Annotated in this window: 13 protein-coding genes and 1 pseudogene; 8 read left to right on the top strand and 6 right to left on the bottom strand. The window is 42.0% G+C overall.

What is annotated here, in order from left to right; genetic code table 11:
• Positions 1-140: 140 nt before the first annotated feature.
• On the top strand, positions 141-824 hold the full coding sequence (locus AC5590_RS05210) for a hypothetical protein (protein ID WP_169268246.1): 684 nt from the start codon (positions 141-143) through the stop codon (positions 822-824).
• A 747-nt stretch (positions 825-1,571) separates the two neighbouring features.
• On the opposite strand, the pseudogene tnpA reads toward AC5590_RS05210, so the two are convergent.
• A pseudogene (tnpA, locus tag AC5590_RS05205) lies at positions 1,572-1,982 on the bottom strand (IS200/IS605 family transposase).
• 71 nt (positions 1,983-2,053) lie between these two features.
• On the opposite strand from tnpA, the gene AC5590_RS05200 reads away from it, so the two are divergent.
• Positions 2,054-2,203 (top strand): helix-turn-helix domain-containing protein, encoded by a 150-nt coding sequence (locus AC5590_RS05200; RefSeq protein ID WP_246162600.1) that lies wholly within the window; start codon positions 2,054-2,056, stop codon positions 2,201-2,203.
• Positions 2,204-2,269: 66 nt separating this feature from the next.
• Entirely contained in the window at positions 2,270-3,433 is a 1,164-nt protein-coding gene (locus AC5590_RS05195) for an RNA-guided endonuclease InsQ/TnpB family protein (RefSeq protein ID WP_248277399.1), read from the top strand.
• A gap of 95 nt (positions 3,434-3,528) precedes the next feature.
• Here AC5590_RS05195 and AC5590_RS05190 read toward each other — a convergent pair whose 3' ends face one another.
• From AC5590_RS05190 to AC5590_RS05180, 3 genes are all read right to left on the bottom strand, one after another.
• Positions 3,529-3,951, bottom strand: a complete 423-nt coding sequence (locus AC5590_RS05190; RefSeq protein WP_169268244.1) for a photosystem I reaction center subunit II PsaD — start codon at positions 3,949-3,951, stop codon at positions 3,529-3,531.
• Between the two features lie 100 nt (positions 3,952-4,051).
• Positions 4,052-6,088 (bottom strand): DICT sensory domain-containing protein, encoded by a 2,037-nt coding sequence (locus tag AC5590_RS05185; RefSeq protein WP_169268243.1) that lies wholly within the window; start codon positions 6,086-6,088, stop codon positions 4,052-4,054.
• A 59-nt stretch (positions 6,089-6,147) separates the two neighbouring features.
• Entirely contained in the window at positions 6,148-6,306 is a 159-nt protein-coding gene (locus AC5590_RS05180) for a hypothetical protein (RefSeq protein ID WP_498822855.1), read from the bottom strand.
• 781 nt (positions 6,307-7,087) lie between these two features.
• Here AC5590_RS05180 and AC5590_RS05175 point away from each other — a divergent pair.
• Positions 7,088-9,373: an amylo-alpha-1,6-glucosidase gene (locus tag AC5590_RS05175; RefSeq protein ID WP_169268241.1), complete on the top strand. Its 2,286-nt coding sequence runs from the start codon at positions 7,088-7,090 to the stop codon at positions 9,371-9,373.
• Between the two features lie 71 nt (positions 9,374-9,444).
• Here the strand turns inward: AC5590_RS05175 and AC5590_RS05170 are convergent, their stop codons facing one another.
• Together AC5590_RS05170 and AC5590_RS05165 are read right to left on the bottom strand one after the other, a co-directional pair.
• Positions 9,445-9,777, bottom strand: a complete 333-nt coding sequence (locus tag AC5590_RS05170; protein ID WP_169268240.1) for a DUF2973 domain-containing protein — start codon at positions 9,775-9,777, stop codon at positions 9,445-9,447.
• 231 nt (positions 9,778-10,008) lie between these two features.
• The gene (locus tag AC5590_RS05165) at positions 10,009-10,347 is read right to left on the bottom strand and encodes a DUF2605 domain-containing protein (protein ID WP_169268239.1); all 339 of its coding nucleotides are present in this window, start codon (positions 10,345-10,347) and stop codon (positions 10,009-10,011) included.
• A 1,321-nt stretch (positions 10,348-11,668) separates the two neighbouring features.
• Between AC5590_RS05165 and thrS the strand changes: the two genes are divergently transcribed.
• The 4 genes from thrS to AC5590_RS05145 all read left to right on the top strand — a co-directional run bounded on the left by thrS (position 11,669) and on the right by AC5590_RS05145 (position 15,104).
• On the top strand, positions 11,669-13,510 hold the full coding sequence (gene thrS / locus AC5590_RS05160) for a threonine--tRNA ligase (protein WP_169268238.1): 1,842 nt from the start codon (positions 11,669-11,671) through the stop codon (positions 13,508-13,510).
• A gap of 124 nt (positions 13,511-13,634) precedes the next feature.
• Positions 13,635-13,826, top strand: a complete 192-nt coding sequence (locus AC5590_RS05155; protein WP_169268237.1) for a hypothetical protein — start codon at positions 13,635-13,637, stop codon at positions 13,824-13,826.
• Positions 13,811-14,116, top strand: a complete 306-nt coding sequence (locus AC5590_RS05150; RefSeq protein ID WP_169268236.1) for a type II toxin-antitoxin system RelE/ParE family toxin — start codon at positions 13,811-13,813, stop codon at positions 14,114-14,116. The genes AC5590_RS05155 and AC5590_RS05150 overlap by 16 nt, the downstream gene beginning before the upstream one ends.
• A gap of 241 nt (positions 14,117-14,357) precedes the next feature.
• Positions 14,358-15,104, top strand: coding sequence for a ferritin-like domain-containing protein (locus tag AC5590_RS05145; RefSeq protein ID WP_169268235.1), 747 nt, complete (start codon positions 14,358-14,360; stop codon positions 15,102-15,104).
• Positions 15,105-15,198 lie beyond the last annotated feature (94 nt).

Here is a 15,198-nt window from a genome sequence, read left to right as displayed (position 1 = left end):
GCCTAGGTCGGGAGAGCCGTCATTCGCGCTGTCTCACCAGATGCCTAGGTCGGGATATCCTCATCAAGCACTGGTCTCACCAAATCAAATTGGATTCCTATATGAATTCAAATTATTACTGTTTGTTATTCGCAGGAAAAATGAAATTAGTAAGACAAGCTGTCCTAAATGTTTTTGGTATTTTTTCTTTAAGTTTTGTTGCTCCAGTTGCCTTATCTCAGGAACCACAAGTAGGTCTTGAATTTAAAGGCTTTGGACTAAATGTAGCCCAAATAACCATAACCGAATTTTTTGGAGAATGCCCAGGAGAGGACATTGGAGAAGTTAAAGCACATTTTATCTCTTCAGTAAATCCTCCATCTGCAGGTCATCGAGTAGTTATTCGTAACGTAACTGAAGGTATGAAGTCTACTCCAATTCCTTATACTAATCGTGAATATGATGACGGGCGTCGCTCTCAAGGAATTACCCTGATTCCAGGAACTGAGCACAAACGAAGAACTTTTCGTTTTATCCCCAACAAAACTAATACATTTGAATTTGAAATTTTGCAAGACAAACAAGTGATAAACAAGGGTTCATTTGAGAGTGTAATTAGTACTACCAATAAAAAGGTAGAAAGAAAGATGACATGGAGATCAGAAGAGTTCTGTGTTGATACAGATAAGACATATATGAAGGATTGTAAAACTCCGGGAATTCGAGAAAAGGGTTCTTGCCCTGATAGCTCTACTTATAAATATCGAAATATCAGACATCTTGAGAGTAAAAAAAAAGCTAACCAAGATGGAAATTCTAAAATTCCGCCAAGGAATATTCCGTGAATGAAGATTCCGCCAATGAAGATTCCATCAATGAACAATCCACCAACTAAGTAGCTCAACTCAGATTTTTCGGTGCTTCCTCTGCGGTTTTTTAATTATTCAGATTCAATCGGAAACGATTTTACGCACTTGCGACGAAAAATAAGGCTTTGCGAACGCTCGCAATAGACCTCTCCAAAAATGATTTTTAGTGCAAGCGCGGGGTATTGGTTTCATAGCCATTTTTGGAGAGATCTAATGACAGAAGTGCCTTATTTTTGCCTAAGTCCTGTGCAAGTTTGCCCACAGCATTGCTGAAAATGTACATAGGGACTGGGTATAGCCAAAGTCAAAGTTTCATAGGCAAAAGTTAAACCAGTTATCAGTTACCAGTTATCAGTTATCAGTTATCAATTGTTCACTGTTCACTGTAAAACAAGAGTGTTTTAACCTTGCGGGTTCAACAGTTCCTAAGGCGGGATAAACTCGCCTTAGCTTCTTCGCCGTAAGCCCCGCACCATAGCCGTACTCAGCTTGGTGTCGGGATATAAGGCGGGTAATGAGGAAGACATCCCCGACCTATGTTCATCACAGATGGAACGCGGGAGTCGCATTGTCCCCTAGAAAATGAGCCAGCCTTTGTTTGTTGATCTGTATTCCAAGACGAGTATTCGTAGTTATAAGGCTGGCTCATTTTCTTCGTGTTAGACCCCGTAGGGATGGCTGACGAATTACCAATTATCGTGCTCAGAAACCAACAACTGAAGTCTAGTCCGGTTTGTTTTGAGATTCCACGTATTTTTTTAATGTTTCAACGGTTACACCACCACAAGAAGCAATAAAGTACGACCCGTTCCAGAGTACGTCTTTGTGGTAGAACCGATTAACTCTGTCAGAGAATTCTTTACGCAGATAACGGCTGGTTACTGTTTTAAGGTTATTGATGAATTTGGGTAGTTCAGTCTGAGGAGTATAACGGAACAGGAGATGTACGTGGTCTTCCTCTCCGTTAAAATCAATCACTTCGCAATCCCATTTTGGCAACAATTCGTTCAAAATTTCTTTTAACCTATCAATCATTTGACCTGTAAAAATAGGTTTTCGTTATTTTGTCGTTAACACTAAATGAGCTTTGAGGTCTGAAACTCCTCTGGCACGAGCTATAAACGTGTCCGGCATACTTGACGCTAAGTGTTGTTGTCGTTAAAATAGATGATAACACTAAAACATATCAAGGAGGTGAATCCCTAGTGCTGCTTAATTATCAATACCGCGCTTTCCTTGACACTAATCAAAAACTGCAATTTAATAGTTGGTTACGTATCAGTCAGTATTGGTATAATAAACAGCTTGGGGATAGATTTGATTGGTGGCAAAACAATCGTTGTGACGTTAATTAGTGCCCACTGACCTGTTCGCTACCAGAAGTACGAAATAATCCAGATTTTTACTCTCAGAAGAAACAGTTGCCAATAATCAAGCAAGATTTGGTAACTGTTCAGCACTCTGGTGAATTGCTTGATTTCACGTCTGTACCATCTCAGACATTGCAGGACGTATCAAAGCGTGTAGACTTGGCATTTAAACGTTTTCTTCAAGGGGACAGTAACGGAAAACGTAGTGGTAAGCCGCGCTTTAAGAATTCATCTCGTTATCGCACTTTGAGGATTGAGGGGCAAGCTATAACCGTTGAAAGAATAGAGAAAGACTGGTTATTCTTATCCATCTCAAAACTTAAAGGTTGGTTAAAGGTACGTTTGCATCGACCTTTCCCTAATGGGTTTATTCTGAAAAATATGTTGCTAACCAAGAAATCTGATGGATGGTATGCAACTATTTGTTTAGAAGATCCAAATGTTCCAACCTTTAACCCAGATGAAGTTATCCACACCTGGGAGAACACTTTGGGAATGGATGCAGTACTACACGAAAACGATTACTTGGCAACTTCAGAGGGTACCAAGCTACCTTCTTTGAAGTCGTTCAGGAAGTCTGAAAAACGTCTAGCGAATGTTCAACGCCGTAAAGAAAAGAAACGTAAAGGCAGTAAATCACGCCGTAGACTTGCAAAACGTCAAGGACGTGAACATCAGCGTATTGCTAGAGCGAGGAAAGACCATGCGTTCAAGACTGCTCATGCGTTGGTACGGACAGGCAAAAAAGTTTTTGTTCACGAGGATTTGAACCTAAAAGCGTTGTCAAGGCGCAATAAAGCGAAACTTGATGAAACCGGGACTTATCTCCCCAACGGTCAATCGGCAAAGTCTGGGTTAAACAAATCCTGGAATGACGCTGCATTTGGACAATTTTTTACCATCCTAGGATACATAGCCGAGAAAGCTGGGTCTAGGACAATCGCAGTTAATCCTGCGTACACATCTCAATTGCTGGCATATCGGGACGAGATAGTTTTTACTGACTGCGATATGCGCTCTTACTGGGATACTGAACATTCAATTAATGTTGACCGCGATATAAACGCGGGAATCAATATTAAGCGCGTGGGGCTGGGACTGTTCCCCACGTTAAAACGCCGTAAAGGGAATCCAGTAGTAGGTGACTCTACTACCAACATTACCTTGAAGGAAGTTCTGGAAACATTAAGAATGTGCCAGAAGCCCACACCATAACTGTACTCAGTTTGGTGTGGGTAGTTCACGAACTGTTTGACTTTTTACTTTGGGCGCTTCCCAATCCCTAATTTTCTTATTTTTAGTAAATGGTGCTAAGCGTCGTAAGTAGCTGTCCCGCTAAACTTAACTTGAGCAGGACTGGGATTTGCACCGATATTGCGGTCTACATAACGTACTTTTTCACGACCTTCCTTCACTTTTTCTGGGAAAGTACCATCAGCCGGGTGTATATACTGAGTTTCTCCGTTAGGATAAATCCGGTAAACTTTGTAGTCTGTAATTTTCAATTTCCGCAATACCTGACCGCCCAAATAGATGCCGTACTCCTTACGAGCCAAAGACAGCACGTTTTCACCTTGGCGCATAATGGCGGTACCGCCTGTTGGCAGTTCAAATGCTTGCTCTTTGGGGCTAGTCCAAGTGATGGCGTACTTTTCTTCCAGTTCTGCTTTCTTAAGCAAGCCGCCAGTGCTGCCACCAAATACCGGAGTTTGTCCAGAAAGTTTTTCTGCCATAAAGTTTCTCTCAACGTTTTTACGGCATCCTATCACTGCAACAAGGATCATGTTGCGATCGCGTTATAGTCTGTAACAGTTATTATCTATTGATCATTATTTATGAGTCTTTAGCTGTAAGAAAGGACTTTTTACTCTTGACTTTTGAGGACTTTCGCTCTATGCTACCCGAAATCATGGGTATGGTGAAGTGAAACTGACTGCCCTGGTTTTTGCCATTTGATTTGGCCCAAATTTCTCCACCCCACCCATTGACAATTTGGCGGCAAATTGCTAATCCAAGACCTGTGCCACCAGCGGTACGCCGCAGCGCTCCTTCTTCTTGATAAAAGCGGTCAAAAACGATTTCTAGAAGATGTGATTCTATACCGCGTCCAGTGTCAGCCACAGTCACCTCCACCATTTTCTTTCGGTTGCGTTCACCTTTAATAGTGATCTGTCCGTCTGTTGGTGTAAATTTACAAGCATTGTCTACGAGTTTTGCCAGCACCTCCACCAACCAATCTCCATCAGCTTTGACCAAAGGGAGGTTTTTGGCAAGTTGAGTTGTTATTTTGGGCACATTTTGCGAAGCAAATCGGCTGCGAATGCGACTTAATGACAAATCCACACACTCTTGTAAAGTAAGCGATTCCGGATGCCATTCCACACGACCGCTTTCTAGATTGGAAAGCGTCAGGAAATCTTGTATGAGTTTGCGCATTCGTTCTGAGTCAGAAAGAGCAGTGCTTAGCATGACCTGCTGTAAGTCTGAGGGCATATCTGGTTCGCTGGCAAGACTTTCTAAGCATACCTGAATGGTAGACAAGGGGGTGCGAAGTTCGTGTCCAGTAATAGCTATCAAGTTGCTGCGAGTGCGGTCAAGGGCTTCTAACTGTTTGTTAAGATCTTCTAAGTTAGCGTAAGCTTCTGCTTGAATAAGAGCGGCTCCCACTTGGATGGCAATAGCTTCTACCAAGTCTAAATCCCCTGATTGCCAATCGTGTAAAATTTCGTTGCAGTAGTGCAGTTCGACGATACCCAACAACCGCCCCTGGTAGAATACTGGTTCCATCAGCCAAGAACGAATATCATACTTTTTGACGAGTTCCACAAGTTCTTTAGAACTGGTGATGCGAACATCCGTATAAGTATCAGTCAAATAAATTCCTTCGCTTTGGAGGACAAGTTCCCTGAATAAAGGATTGTTTTCCAACGACCAAGTTTTTCCTGACAAAGATGACACACCGGGACGCAAAAATTCATGTTCGATGACGGCTTTGGCTTCTGTCTCTTGAGCGCGGTAAATTAGACAACGACTAGCCTCTAAGTTCTGTCCGAGTTCTTGGGTTGCGATTTGGAGAATTTCATGAGGGTCGAGCGATCGCCTAATCGCGGTGCTAATCGTATTGACCAAACGCTCCTTCCGTGCTTGAGCCGCGATGGAACGGTATGCTTTATGCAATTTGTACTGACTGGCTTGGAGGTAAGTCACCAAACGCTGCACAAAGGGGTCAGTGTCTATGTCGCAGGCATATTCGTTTGGCGATTCTACTTTTGTTTGGCTTGTATTCTCGCTTATCCCAAATCTCAAGCGTGCTTGCTGAATTTTGTCTTCCAGTTCTGGTCTGTAAACCAAAATCCTGTCCAATAATAATTCAGCTGCTTTGAGACTTACTCCCCGTTCTGCTGTCCAAATTCCTTCAAACCTACGCGCCGTGTCCATATCTAAACTTGGACTGATCTCCCGTAGTTGCTGATTTTTGGCAACAGAACCTACGCTCTCCCGGCAAACCAAGCAAGTTGCATAGTTTTGGGCAATGACTATCAAGTGCCATTCTTGAGTTAAGCCATCATCTGGTTCAAAAGCTATTTTTTCATAATATTCCGAACTGTTGGTAAAGTCCGTTTCGGGTGCGGATAATACGTATATTTGATTACTACGCTGAGCAAGCCGCTGATATCGATGAGCTTCTTGACGGTAAAATCGCTCTCTTTGGAAGCTCGCAATGACAAGAGGCTGCTCCAAAGTAGCAGCCAACACCTGGTCTTCCATCGCGTGGGAAAGCGCCGTTAGTGAAGCTTTGAAATATATTTGAGGTCTCAAGTGGGGTAGAGCCTGTAGCAGTTCACTCAGCACAGAAGTCGAAATGCTCATCAATTTTATAAAGGAGCCACAATCTGGACAAAATCCAAGTCACAGCTGCATTGTACAAATTACAACGGACTCTCAGCTAAATTAGATAGTTGCGATATGTAAAGAATGGTGAAAGACACGTTCAAAGTTTTGGCAGACGCAGCAATTTGTTTGAGATAACGCAATACTTGGCTTGCGGTTTCCCACCAACCAACTAAAGGCTGTTTTCGCAGTATCATAAGCATTTGTTCATCTTCTGGATCACCATACAACAAGGTTGGTGAGGGATTTCCAAAATCACTTTTTTTAAATTTCTGCCTTTACAACTCTTAACTAGACTAAGGAGTCCTCGCCAGTTAAGCGTGCAGGCATTTTTATTTTACGACCACCAGGTGCCCTATGTACCATGCTCAATACACATTTGTTCCCAGGAATTTGTCCAAAACTCTGCCCCTGCTCTTTGCTCTGGTCTTTTTAAGTTTTGTGTACCTCGCCAGATCGCAAGAACTATTAGAGTTCAGTCGTTTGCTTCATTCAATATTTACGCCCCAGTTTTCAGTTCCAGTTGATGAATTTCAACAAAAAATTTCTTCAAATTTGAAAAATCAACTATTATTCTCTGAATATAAATAATTTTTAGCTCAAAAAGTTGCGTTTTGTAAAAAATTAATTTATTTTTTAATTTTATTTATAATAATTTTCTCGTAGCAGTTTAAATAAGAAATGTTAAGATTTTGTCTTTGTGCGGAAAAAGCGGCGATTTCGTTGTCCCTCTAAAGAGGTTTCTACATCTTGCCATTTTGAAGAAAAACGGCTAACAAGACAAATAGCAATCAGAATTTTCAACGCTTTTTCATAAAATTTCTATAAAGTAAAGATTTATAAAGATTTTATGTTCAAGGTTTGACACAATGTGATTACGATTTTTCCTCAATGGCTCAAATCTACATCTAAGTCTTTCTTTCCTGTTGACGCTGTTGCTTTGATGAAAAACTAGACCTGTACACGGAATTTTGGCTGATGACACCGGATACATTGATGACACCGGAAAAACTTTCTCTAGACGGAAAAACTTTTGTTCCTGCTGAGCAAATCCCGATCCCAGAGTGGCCTCGCACTATAAGCGAAAGACCACAACCGACGCTAACGGTTAAAGATGATGATTTATTTTTGGTAACAGACACTTTAGGCAATATCTCTGGCTGTTCACTTAACGATGGCAATCCCAGTATGGGATTGTTCTGCTGTGACACACGCTTTCTCAGCCGCCTTGAGTTGCAAATCGACGAACATTCGCCAGTGCTACTCAGCAGCACTGCTGATAAAGGATTTTCTCTATCGGTTTTATGTACCAATCCCAAAATTGGAGACCGTTTGAGAAACGACACAGTAGGCATTCGTCGCGAACTGGTACTGAATGGCGCATTATTTGAAGAATTAGAAGTATCAAATTATAGCACAAGTTCCGTTAGCTTTGAACTTAGCATTAGCTTTGATGCGGATTTTGTAGATTTATTTGAAGTTCGGGGCTATCACCGTGGTAAACGGGGTAGACTTTTACGCCTTGTGGAACCCACACCTGAAGAAGGAACATTAAATAGTGATGGTGTTTCTTTTGTGTCTGGGCAAGATGCAGAAAAAGAGCAATCTTTGAGTCTTGCCTATCAAGGTCTGGATGGGTTGGTGATGGAATCTCGCATTCAATTCCAGCATCGACAACCAGATTATTTTAAGGGTTACACAGCCGTTTGGCGGTTGGAGTTAGCTTCTCATGAAACCCAAAAGTTGGGCTACCGGGTGAATTTGTTGAGAAACAATAAACCTAGTTCCATTGTTAGCGCCGCTTTTACCCTGACACAGGCGAAAGCCGGTGAAATCATGGAAGAGCAACAGTGGGTGCAACAAATTACACAAATTCGTTCAGATAAAGGAACATTCAATCGAATTATTGAAAGGGCTGAGCAAGATATGTACTTATTGCGTCAGTCCTTTGGCAAGCATAAGACAGTTTCGGCAGGAGTACCGTGGTTTTCTTCGCTGTTTGGGCGGGATTCGCTCATTGCAGCGGCTCAAAGCCTCATGCTAAACCCTCAAATTGCCAAAGAAACTCTACAAATTCTCGCGTTTTATCAAGGCAAAACAGATGATGACTGGCGCGAGGAAGAACCAGGTAAGATGTTGCACGAGTTACGGTTTGGTGAGTTGGCTCGTTGTCAGGAAATTCCTCACACTCCTTACTACGGTACAGTCGATGCGACTCCCTTATGGCTGATGCTGTATGCAGATCATTATGCTTGGACTCATGATCTAGAAACCTTAGAGCAACTTTGGCCCAATGCTCTGTTGGCAATGGATTGGATTGACCGTAACATGAGAGAAACTGGCTACCTCAGCTACTACCGCAAATGCAAACAGGGTCTTGACAATCAGGGGTGGAAAGACTCTGGCGATTCTATTGTCAATCGTAAGGGAGAGTTAGCCACTGGAGCGATCGCCCTTTGTGAAGTCCAAGCTTATGTCTATGCTGTCAAATTACGCTTAGCAGAAATTGCCAGACTCAAAAAGCGGATTGACTTATCAGATCGCTGGACAGAAGAAGCAAGAAACCTCAAGCTTCGTTTCAATAGAGACTTTTGGATGGAAGACCAGGATTTTTGTGCCTTGGCTTTGGATGGAGAAGGTAAGCACGTAGATAGTATTACATCCAATCCCGGTCAGTGCTTGAGTTTGGGCATTTTCACACCAGAAAAAGCTTACAGTGTTGCTGAACGTCTGCGGGCACCAGATATGTTTAATGGCTGGGGTATTCGCACCCTAAATAGCTTGTCACCAGCTTACAATCCAATGGGTTATCACATTGGTTCTGTTTGGCCTCACGACAACGCACTCATTGCAATGGGGTTACGTTCCCTCGGTTTAATCGATCAAGCCTTGGAACTTTTTCAAGGTTTATTCGACATGACTGAACAGCAGCCTTATCAACGTCCTCCAGAGTTGTTGTGTGGCTACGAGCGCAATGGTGATAACGCGCCTGTACAGTATCCTGTTGCTTGTACACCTCAAGCATGGGCTACTGGCAGTATCTTCCAGTTACTGCAAATGCTGGTAAACTTGGTACCCGACGCTCCTAACAACTGCTTACGAATTATCGACCCCACTTTGCCAGAGACGATAAATAGTTTGTCACTGCATAATCTCAAAGTTGGTTCTACCATACTTGATTTGGAGTTTGAGCGTTCTGGTACCACAACTGCTTGTCGTGTTGCAAAAAAACGCGGTAACCTGAGAGTGGTTATTGAAGCGTAAACCAGAGTGTTAAGTTATAAGTTTTGTAGACGCCCTAAGGGCGTCTACAAAACTGTGAACTGGTGAACTTTTTAGCCTTCTTCTTGTTGATTATCATTTCTGTGTCCTGGAGAAGCTTCATAAAGCTCATCCAATTTTTGTCGCGCATCGTCAACGTTGATTGATCGCATGACTAAAAGTGGTTCTTTAATTAAATTGCCAGTCGCATCTAATAACTCTGGATGGGGTCTAAACTGCTTAGTTGATGGATCGTAAGGATATCTGCCTTGGTTTGCTGAAGCTCCAGATCTTGCTGGATAAATCCGCTCTGTATCAAAACTGAACATAATCAGGTTACGAATTAAGTTAGCGACAGCTATAAAAGCTAGAATGGTAAAAGCAAAAATGTAAAGCAGATGTAACATTGTTCTTTCCTCCAGAGTTCACAAATACTAAAGCTATATGTTGTAAAAAATTTTCCTTAGTTGATACCTGCTGATGCCGTTTATGATGGTGATGCTAAATGGTTAACGCAATTTTTGTGCGCTCAGTCTCTTTGATTAAGAGGGATATTTTTAACTTCAGGGGGAGTATCTTAGCATAAACCACATCATTGTTCTATCTCAGATGATGTTAAAAATTTTTTACTATCTCACCTATATATCGTCTTTGTGTTGCCAACTGTTCTGTTGCGAACGGAATCGCATTGCCACATTCCAACACTTTGTGACTAATTGATGCCAAGGCATCAATGTTGCCATATCAATACCAACTTGTCCACCGGTTGCTGTAAACAGCATTTTCGCTGTGTTCACTTCCTCTTGTGCTTTCTTGACTTGCGTTAGTAAGTCAGATTGTTCATGTTGACTCATGAATGATAGCTCTTCCGTTTCCAGAAAACTGCGCGATCGCGCAAACCAGTACTGAAAATCTTCTAACAGTGGTTGCAAAACTGTTTTCAGCAGTTCAGGTTCTGGTAAATTCGAGTCTCGCATAAATGAAAAGCATATTTCTAACTTTCTTACTAATATTAACTCTATTTAATATTCTTAACATTTTTTTCGTCTCTGCCATAAGTCTGAAAATCAAACTTGATTGTGCTATTGATTACACTTTCGTCTGGGATAGATTCGCTGTATTTCTTACATATACAAGCAGGGGATCTCAAAAAAAGGGTCTGTACTGGAGATAAAGACATTTTACTTGTACGTGTTTTATATACTTTAAGTAGTATATTTTACTGAAGCCAGATAGCTATGACTGAATATGTACAGATCCTCTGTCAAAAAACCTGCATAGTTTTCTCATAAAAGGTGTCCGAAAAGCGGATTAACAAATCTATATGATGTACTGTCTTGGCGCTGACGTATTGCAATTTTTCTTGCTCTAAAAACATATTCACTTTTCGGTTGAAACATACAACCTCCTCTAACACGATAGGAATCGCACCGACTGTCGGGAAAGCCCTGGGAGGCACGCAGTACTACCTCGACTCCCCAAGGATTAGAGATGTGTCGTAGACGGTGGAGTACATTTATATCACACCTTTTGTGAGATGATGTTTTTTCGCAACTAAGAAATTAGGGCACTTAAAACCCCGAGCCAGAACTTTCAAAGCTTAAATTCAGTGAACCTGAATTCCGATTTGAATTTTGGGTTATTTCTTTGTTGGTTAGATTGAGTTAACATAATACTATCTTACAATTAAAGTTAAAATTCACTTCTCAAGCGTCACATTTAGATTGAAAGAGGGAACTCACATGGTCGGGTTTGAACCACAAACAAAATGTCCTAAGTATATAGAAATTGCTCTTAGCTAGAAATCAGAAGTTGGTTTTATTTTTTTAGTAGAAATTGGAGACCTGACAATGGCAACATATCAGCCAGACCAAAAGGAATTCAAGGTGTTCTAGTTAAAGGAAAGGCATATGCATAGAAATATATCGCACCCAAATAGTTGGAGGTTGATGTAAGTGCTCACAAATAGAGTTTAGAGTTGACTGTCAGGTCTGCTACTAAGCGCTCATTGTCTTGTGACCAATAGCAACTAGCTATGAGTATTTTTTATATAAAGGTTATTTTTGACTTATAAGTAGATACTAAATGACATGATGGATTATCAACAATAGATTTTCTGAGGGTAAATCATTAGGAGATAATTATATCCTTAAATGAATCGGGATCATCTTGCTAAAGACAGAAATTCTCATAAAATCACAAGTCCGACAAAACTGTAAAATAGCCCAGGTTTATATTTGGGTATGATTTGTCATAACCTCAACTCAAGAAATCATCATTATTACAATCACTTCGCTAATGGTACAGCAGCAAATATCGCCAAAATCATCTAGTCAGCAAGAACAAGTGGAAAAAATATATTTACCACGGACTTCAGAATCAGAGATCTTAAAGAAAATTCGCCATACCGCTTCTCATGTGATGGCGATGGCAGTACAGAAGCTGTTTCCCAAGGCGCAAGTCACAATTGGTCCTTGGATTGAAAATGGTTTTTACTATGACTTTGATAATCCGGAACCGTTTACCGATAAGGATTTAAAAGCCATTTACAAAGAAATGGTGAAAATTATCAATCAGAAATTGCCAGTCGTAAGAGAAGAAGTTAGTCGCGAAGAAGCTGAACGCCGTATTCAAGAAATTAACGAAGCTTATAAGCTAGAAATCTTATCAGATATCAAAGAGGAACCAATCACAATTTACCACTTAGGAGATAAATGGTGGGATTTGTGCGCTGGACCTCATGTGGAAAATACGAGCGAACTCAACCCGAAAGCGATTGATTTAGAAAGCGTTGCTGGCGCTTATTGGCGTGGCGATGAAACCAAAGCGCAGTTGCAACGCATCTACGCTACTGCTTGGGAAACGCCAGAACAATTAGCTGAGTATAAGCGACGTAAAGAAGAAGCACTGCGACGGGACCACCGAAAACTAGGTAAGGAATTAGGATTATTTATATTTTCTGACTTAGTGGGACCAGGGTTGCCCTTGTGGACACCCAAAGGAACTTTATTGAGGAGTCTTTTAGAAGACTTTCTCAAACAAGAACAACTCAAACGGGGATATTTACCAGTTGTCACTCCCCACATTGCCAGAGTGGATTTATTTAAAGTTTCCGGACATTGGCAGAAATATAAAGAAGACATGTTCCCGATAATGGCAGAGAATGAGGAAGCCGCAGAACATGAACAAGGCTTCGTCCTCAAACCCATGAACTGTCCTTTCCACATCCAGATATATAAAAGTGAGCTGCGTTCTTATCGGGAATTACCAATGCGGCTAGCGGAATTTGGTACCGTTTACCGCTACGAACAATCTGGGGAACTAGGTGGATTAACGCGAGTGCGTGGTTTTACGGTTGATGATTCTCACTTGTTTGTCACCCCAGAGCAACTAGACAGCGAATTCCTCAACGTGGTAGATCTGATTTTGTCTGTGTTCGGTAAACTGCAACTAAAAAACTTTAAAGCTAGACTGAGTTTTCGTGATCCAGCTAGTGATAAGTACATTGGTTCTGATGAAGCCTGGGAAAAAGCCCAAGGTGCAATTCGCCGTGCTGTGGAACAGCTAGGAATGGAGCACTTTGAAGGCATTGGGGAAGCCGCATTTTACGGTCCCAAACTCGACTTTATCTTCCGTGATGCCCTTGAGCGTGAATGGCAACTAGGAACCGTGCAGGTCGATTACAATCTGCCAGAAAGGTTTGATTTGGAGTACGTCGCTGAAGATGGTTCTCGCAAACGCCCAGTGATGATTCACCGTGCGCCTTTCGGTTCCTTGGAACGACTCATCGGTATTTTAATTGAAGAATACGCAGGAGATTTTCCTTTATGGTTGGCACCAATACAAGCAAGATTGCTGCCAGTGGGTGACGCTCAACTGGATTACGCAAAAGACGTGGTGGCGCAAATGAGAGATCTTGGTATCCGTGCTGAAGTTGATGTCAGTGGCGATCGCCTAGGTAAACTCATTCGCAATGCCGAGAAAGAAAAAATTCCCGTAATGGGTGTGGTGGGAGCAAAGGAGGTGGAAACCAACTCCCTAAGTATTCGCACGCGAACCTCTGGAGAGTTAGGAACTGTGCCTGTATCAGAAGTCTTAGACAAAATGAAACAAGCCATTGCTAACTACGACAACCTTTAACACAAGGTAGAGATAAGGGTTTACCCTGAGCGGACTTGTGCTGAGCGCAGCCGAGGCAGCCGAAGGGTGAGCTGTGTGCTTGCCCTTAAAAATTACTTCATATAAATATTCTCAAAAAAATGCTATGACTACTACAAAAGAAAAAGTCCAATCTTTGTTGAGCAAATTACCAGACGATTGTTCTGTGGAAGATGTTCAATATCATCTGTACGTACTTGAAAAAGTCCGTCTGGGATTGGTAGTGGTTGACAATCGAGAAACTCTCATCTCTCAAGAAGAAGCCGAGGCGCTGTTAAGAAAATGGCTTATCGAGTAGTTTGGTCTCCCAAAGCCCTCGAAGATGTAGACGCGATCGCGGCATACATATTTCGTGACTCCGCGTCCTTTTCTGCCACAGTAGTCCGGAAGATACTTGACTCATCTGATAAGTTGAGCTCCAGTCCTTATTCAGGTTCTGTCGTTCCAGAATTTAATGAGGATACCATCAGGGAACTGTTTGCTTACACTTATCGAATCATTTATCAAATTCAAGAGGACACCGTAACTATTGGGGCAGTCATTCATGGTAAAAGGCTCTTGGCTCAACGTCTAGATATAGATAGATAAGCCAAGAAACCTTTCTCCAGACAAAAAGCAACAATCAACAAGGGTGGGCAATGCTCACCCTTCTACAATTTTTGATAGTACAAAACACAAAATCGATTTTTTAACTGAAGTTTATCGTTCCTTGCCTCTCAATACGGTTCGCTTAAGGGGTAAAGGGTAAGGGCCTAGTTTTGATCACACAAATCAAAAATGAGGATTAGTATAAGGAAGGTAACTTCCTCACAATCCGCGCGACTTACTCATGAACTTCTCGACTTATGTCATGCACTTAGTTGGTTCTGGTGCGATGGCTTATTATTATGCTTTGCAAATCCGTGATCTCAAAACCCGCCCGAATGTGCTTGCAGGCTTTCAGTTAGCTGAGTCTGGTTCAGTTCCATATCTGACAAAGCTGGGCGATCGCGCAGCAGCAGAAGGCGACACATGGCTTGCCGAAAAGCTAGCAAAACACGCATCCGATGAAAATAGGCACGGTCAAATTTTTGCCCATGCCTTAAAACAACTTAACAAAAAAGTTATAGATTTCAAAAGTTTGCCTCAGAATACAGAGGAAAAGAAAACTCAACAACGGCGCAGCCCCTTCTTTGCTGCATACTATGAAGGTTACTCTCAAGAGCAGCTTAAACCTGAGACAATTGATTGGGATGTGTTCATGGCTAGCACCTACATCTTAGAATTGGATGCAAGCAAAGACTTTACCCGCATGGCGAACGTGTTACCTGAACATGATCCAATTGCTCGTAACCTCAAACTAGGGATGTTGAGCATTGCTAATGATGAAACAGGTCATGCGGCATATCTTTATGAAGCCATGACACGGCGGATGTCTGCAAGCAAAGTGCCGCAACTCGTGGATCAGTGGCGTACTCGTAAGGTCAACGCCTTGGTAGCATTTGCAGGTAATATGTTGCAAGGCAATGAAAATAGATCTTCTTTGGTGCAAGATGGTGCGCCATCGGAGAGTGAATCTGAGTTGATGGTTGCGTAAAGAAGAAGGGGTGTAAGGGGGTAAGGGGAGCCAGTGCGTTGGGGAGCCAGTACTGCCAAGAGTTGTGCCTTGCGGAGCCAGTACTTGATGAGGG

Source organism: Brasilonema octagenarum UFV-OR1, assembly GCF_963888615.1.
GTDB classification, from domain to species: domain Bacteria; phylum Cyanobacteriota; class Cyanobacteriia; order Cyanobacteriales; family Nostocaceae; genus Brasilonema; species Brasilonema sennae.
Note: the sequence above shows the minus strand (reverse complement) of the source record. Positions and strands in the feature narration are given on the sequence as shown.

What these genes read in the sequence shown, in the direction of transcription:
- AC5590_RS05210 (WP_169268246.1), top strand. Translation starts at nt 141, where the DNA reads ATGAAATTAGTAAGACAAGCTGTCCTAAATGTTTTTGGTATTTTTTCT.
- AC5590_RS05190 (WP_169268244.1), bottom strand. Translation starts at nt 3,951, where the DNA reads ATGGCAGAAAAACTTTCTGGACAAACTCCGGTATTTGGTGGCAGCACT.
- AC5590_RS05185 (WP_169268243.1), bottom strand. Translation starts at nt 6,088, where the DNA reads ATGAGCATTTCGACTTCTGTGCTGAGTGAACTGCTACAGGCTCTACCC.
- AC5590_RS05180 (WP_498822855.1), bottom strand. Translation starts at nt 6,306, where the DNA reads ATGATACTGCGAAAACAGCCTTTAGTTGGTTGGTGGGAAACCGCAAGC.
- AC5590_RS05175 (WP_169268241.1), top strand. Translation starts at nt 7,088, where the DNA reads ATGACACCGGATACATTGATGACACCGGAAAAACTTTCTCTAGACGGA.
- AC5590_RS05170 (WP_169268240.1), bottom strand. Translation starts at nt 9,777, where the DNA reads ATGTTACATCTGCTTTACATTTTTGCTTTTACCATTCTAGCTTTTATA.
- AC5590_RS05165 (WP_169268239.1), bottom strand. Translation starts at nt 10,347, where the DNA reads ATGCGAGACTCGAATTTACCAGAACCTGAACTGCTGAAAACAGTTTTG.
- thrS (WP_169268238.1), top strand. Translation starts at nt 11,669, where the DNA reads ATGGTACAGCAGCAAATATCGCCAAAATCATCTAGTCAGCAAGAACAA.
- AC5590_RS05155 (WP_169268237.1), top strand. Translation starts at nt 13,635, where the DNA reads ATGACTACTACAAAAGAAAAAGTCCAATCTTTGTTGAGCAAATTACCA.
- AC5590_RS05150 (WP_169268236.1), top strand. Translation starts at nt 13,811, where the DNA reads ATGGCTTATCGAGTAGTTTGGTCTCCCAAAGCCCTCGAAGATGTAGAC.
- AC5590_RS05145 (WP_169268235.1), top strand. Translation starts at nt 14,358, where the DNA reads ATGAACTTCTCGACTTATGTCATGCACTTAGTTGGTTCTGGTGCGATG.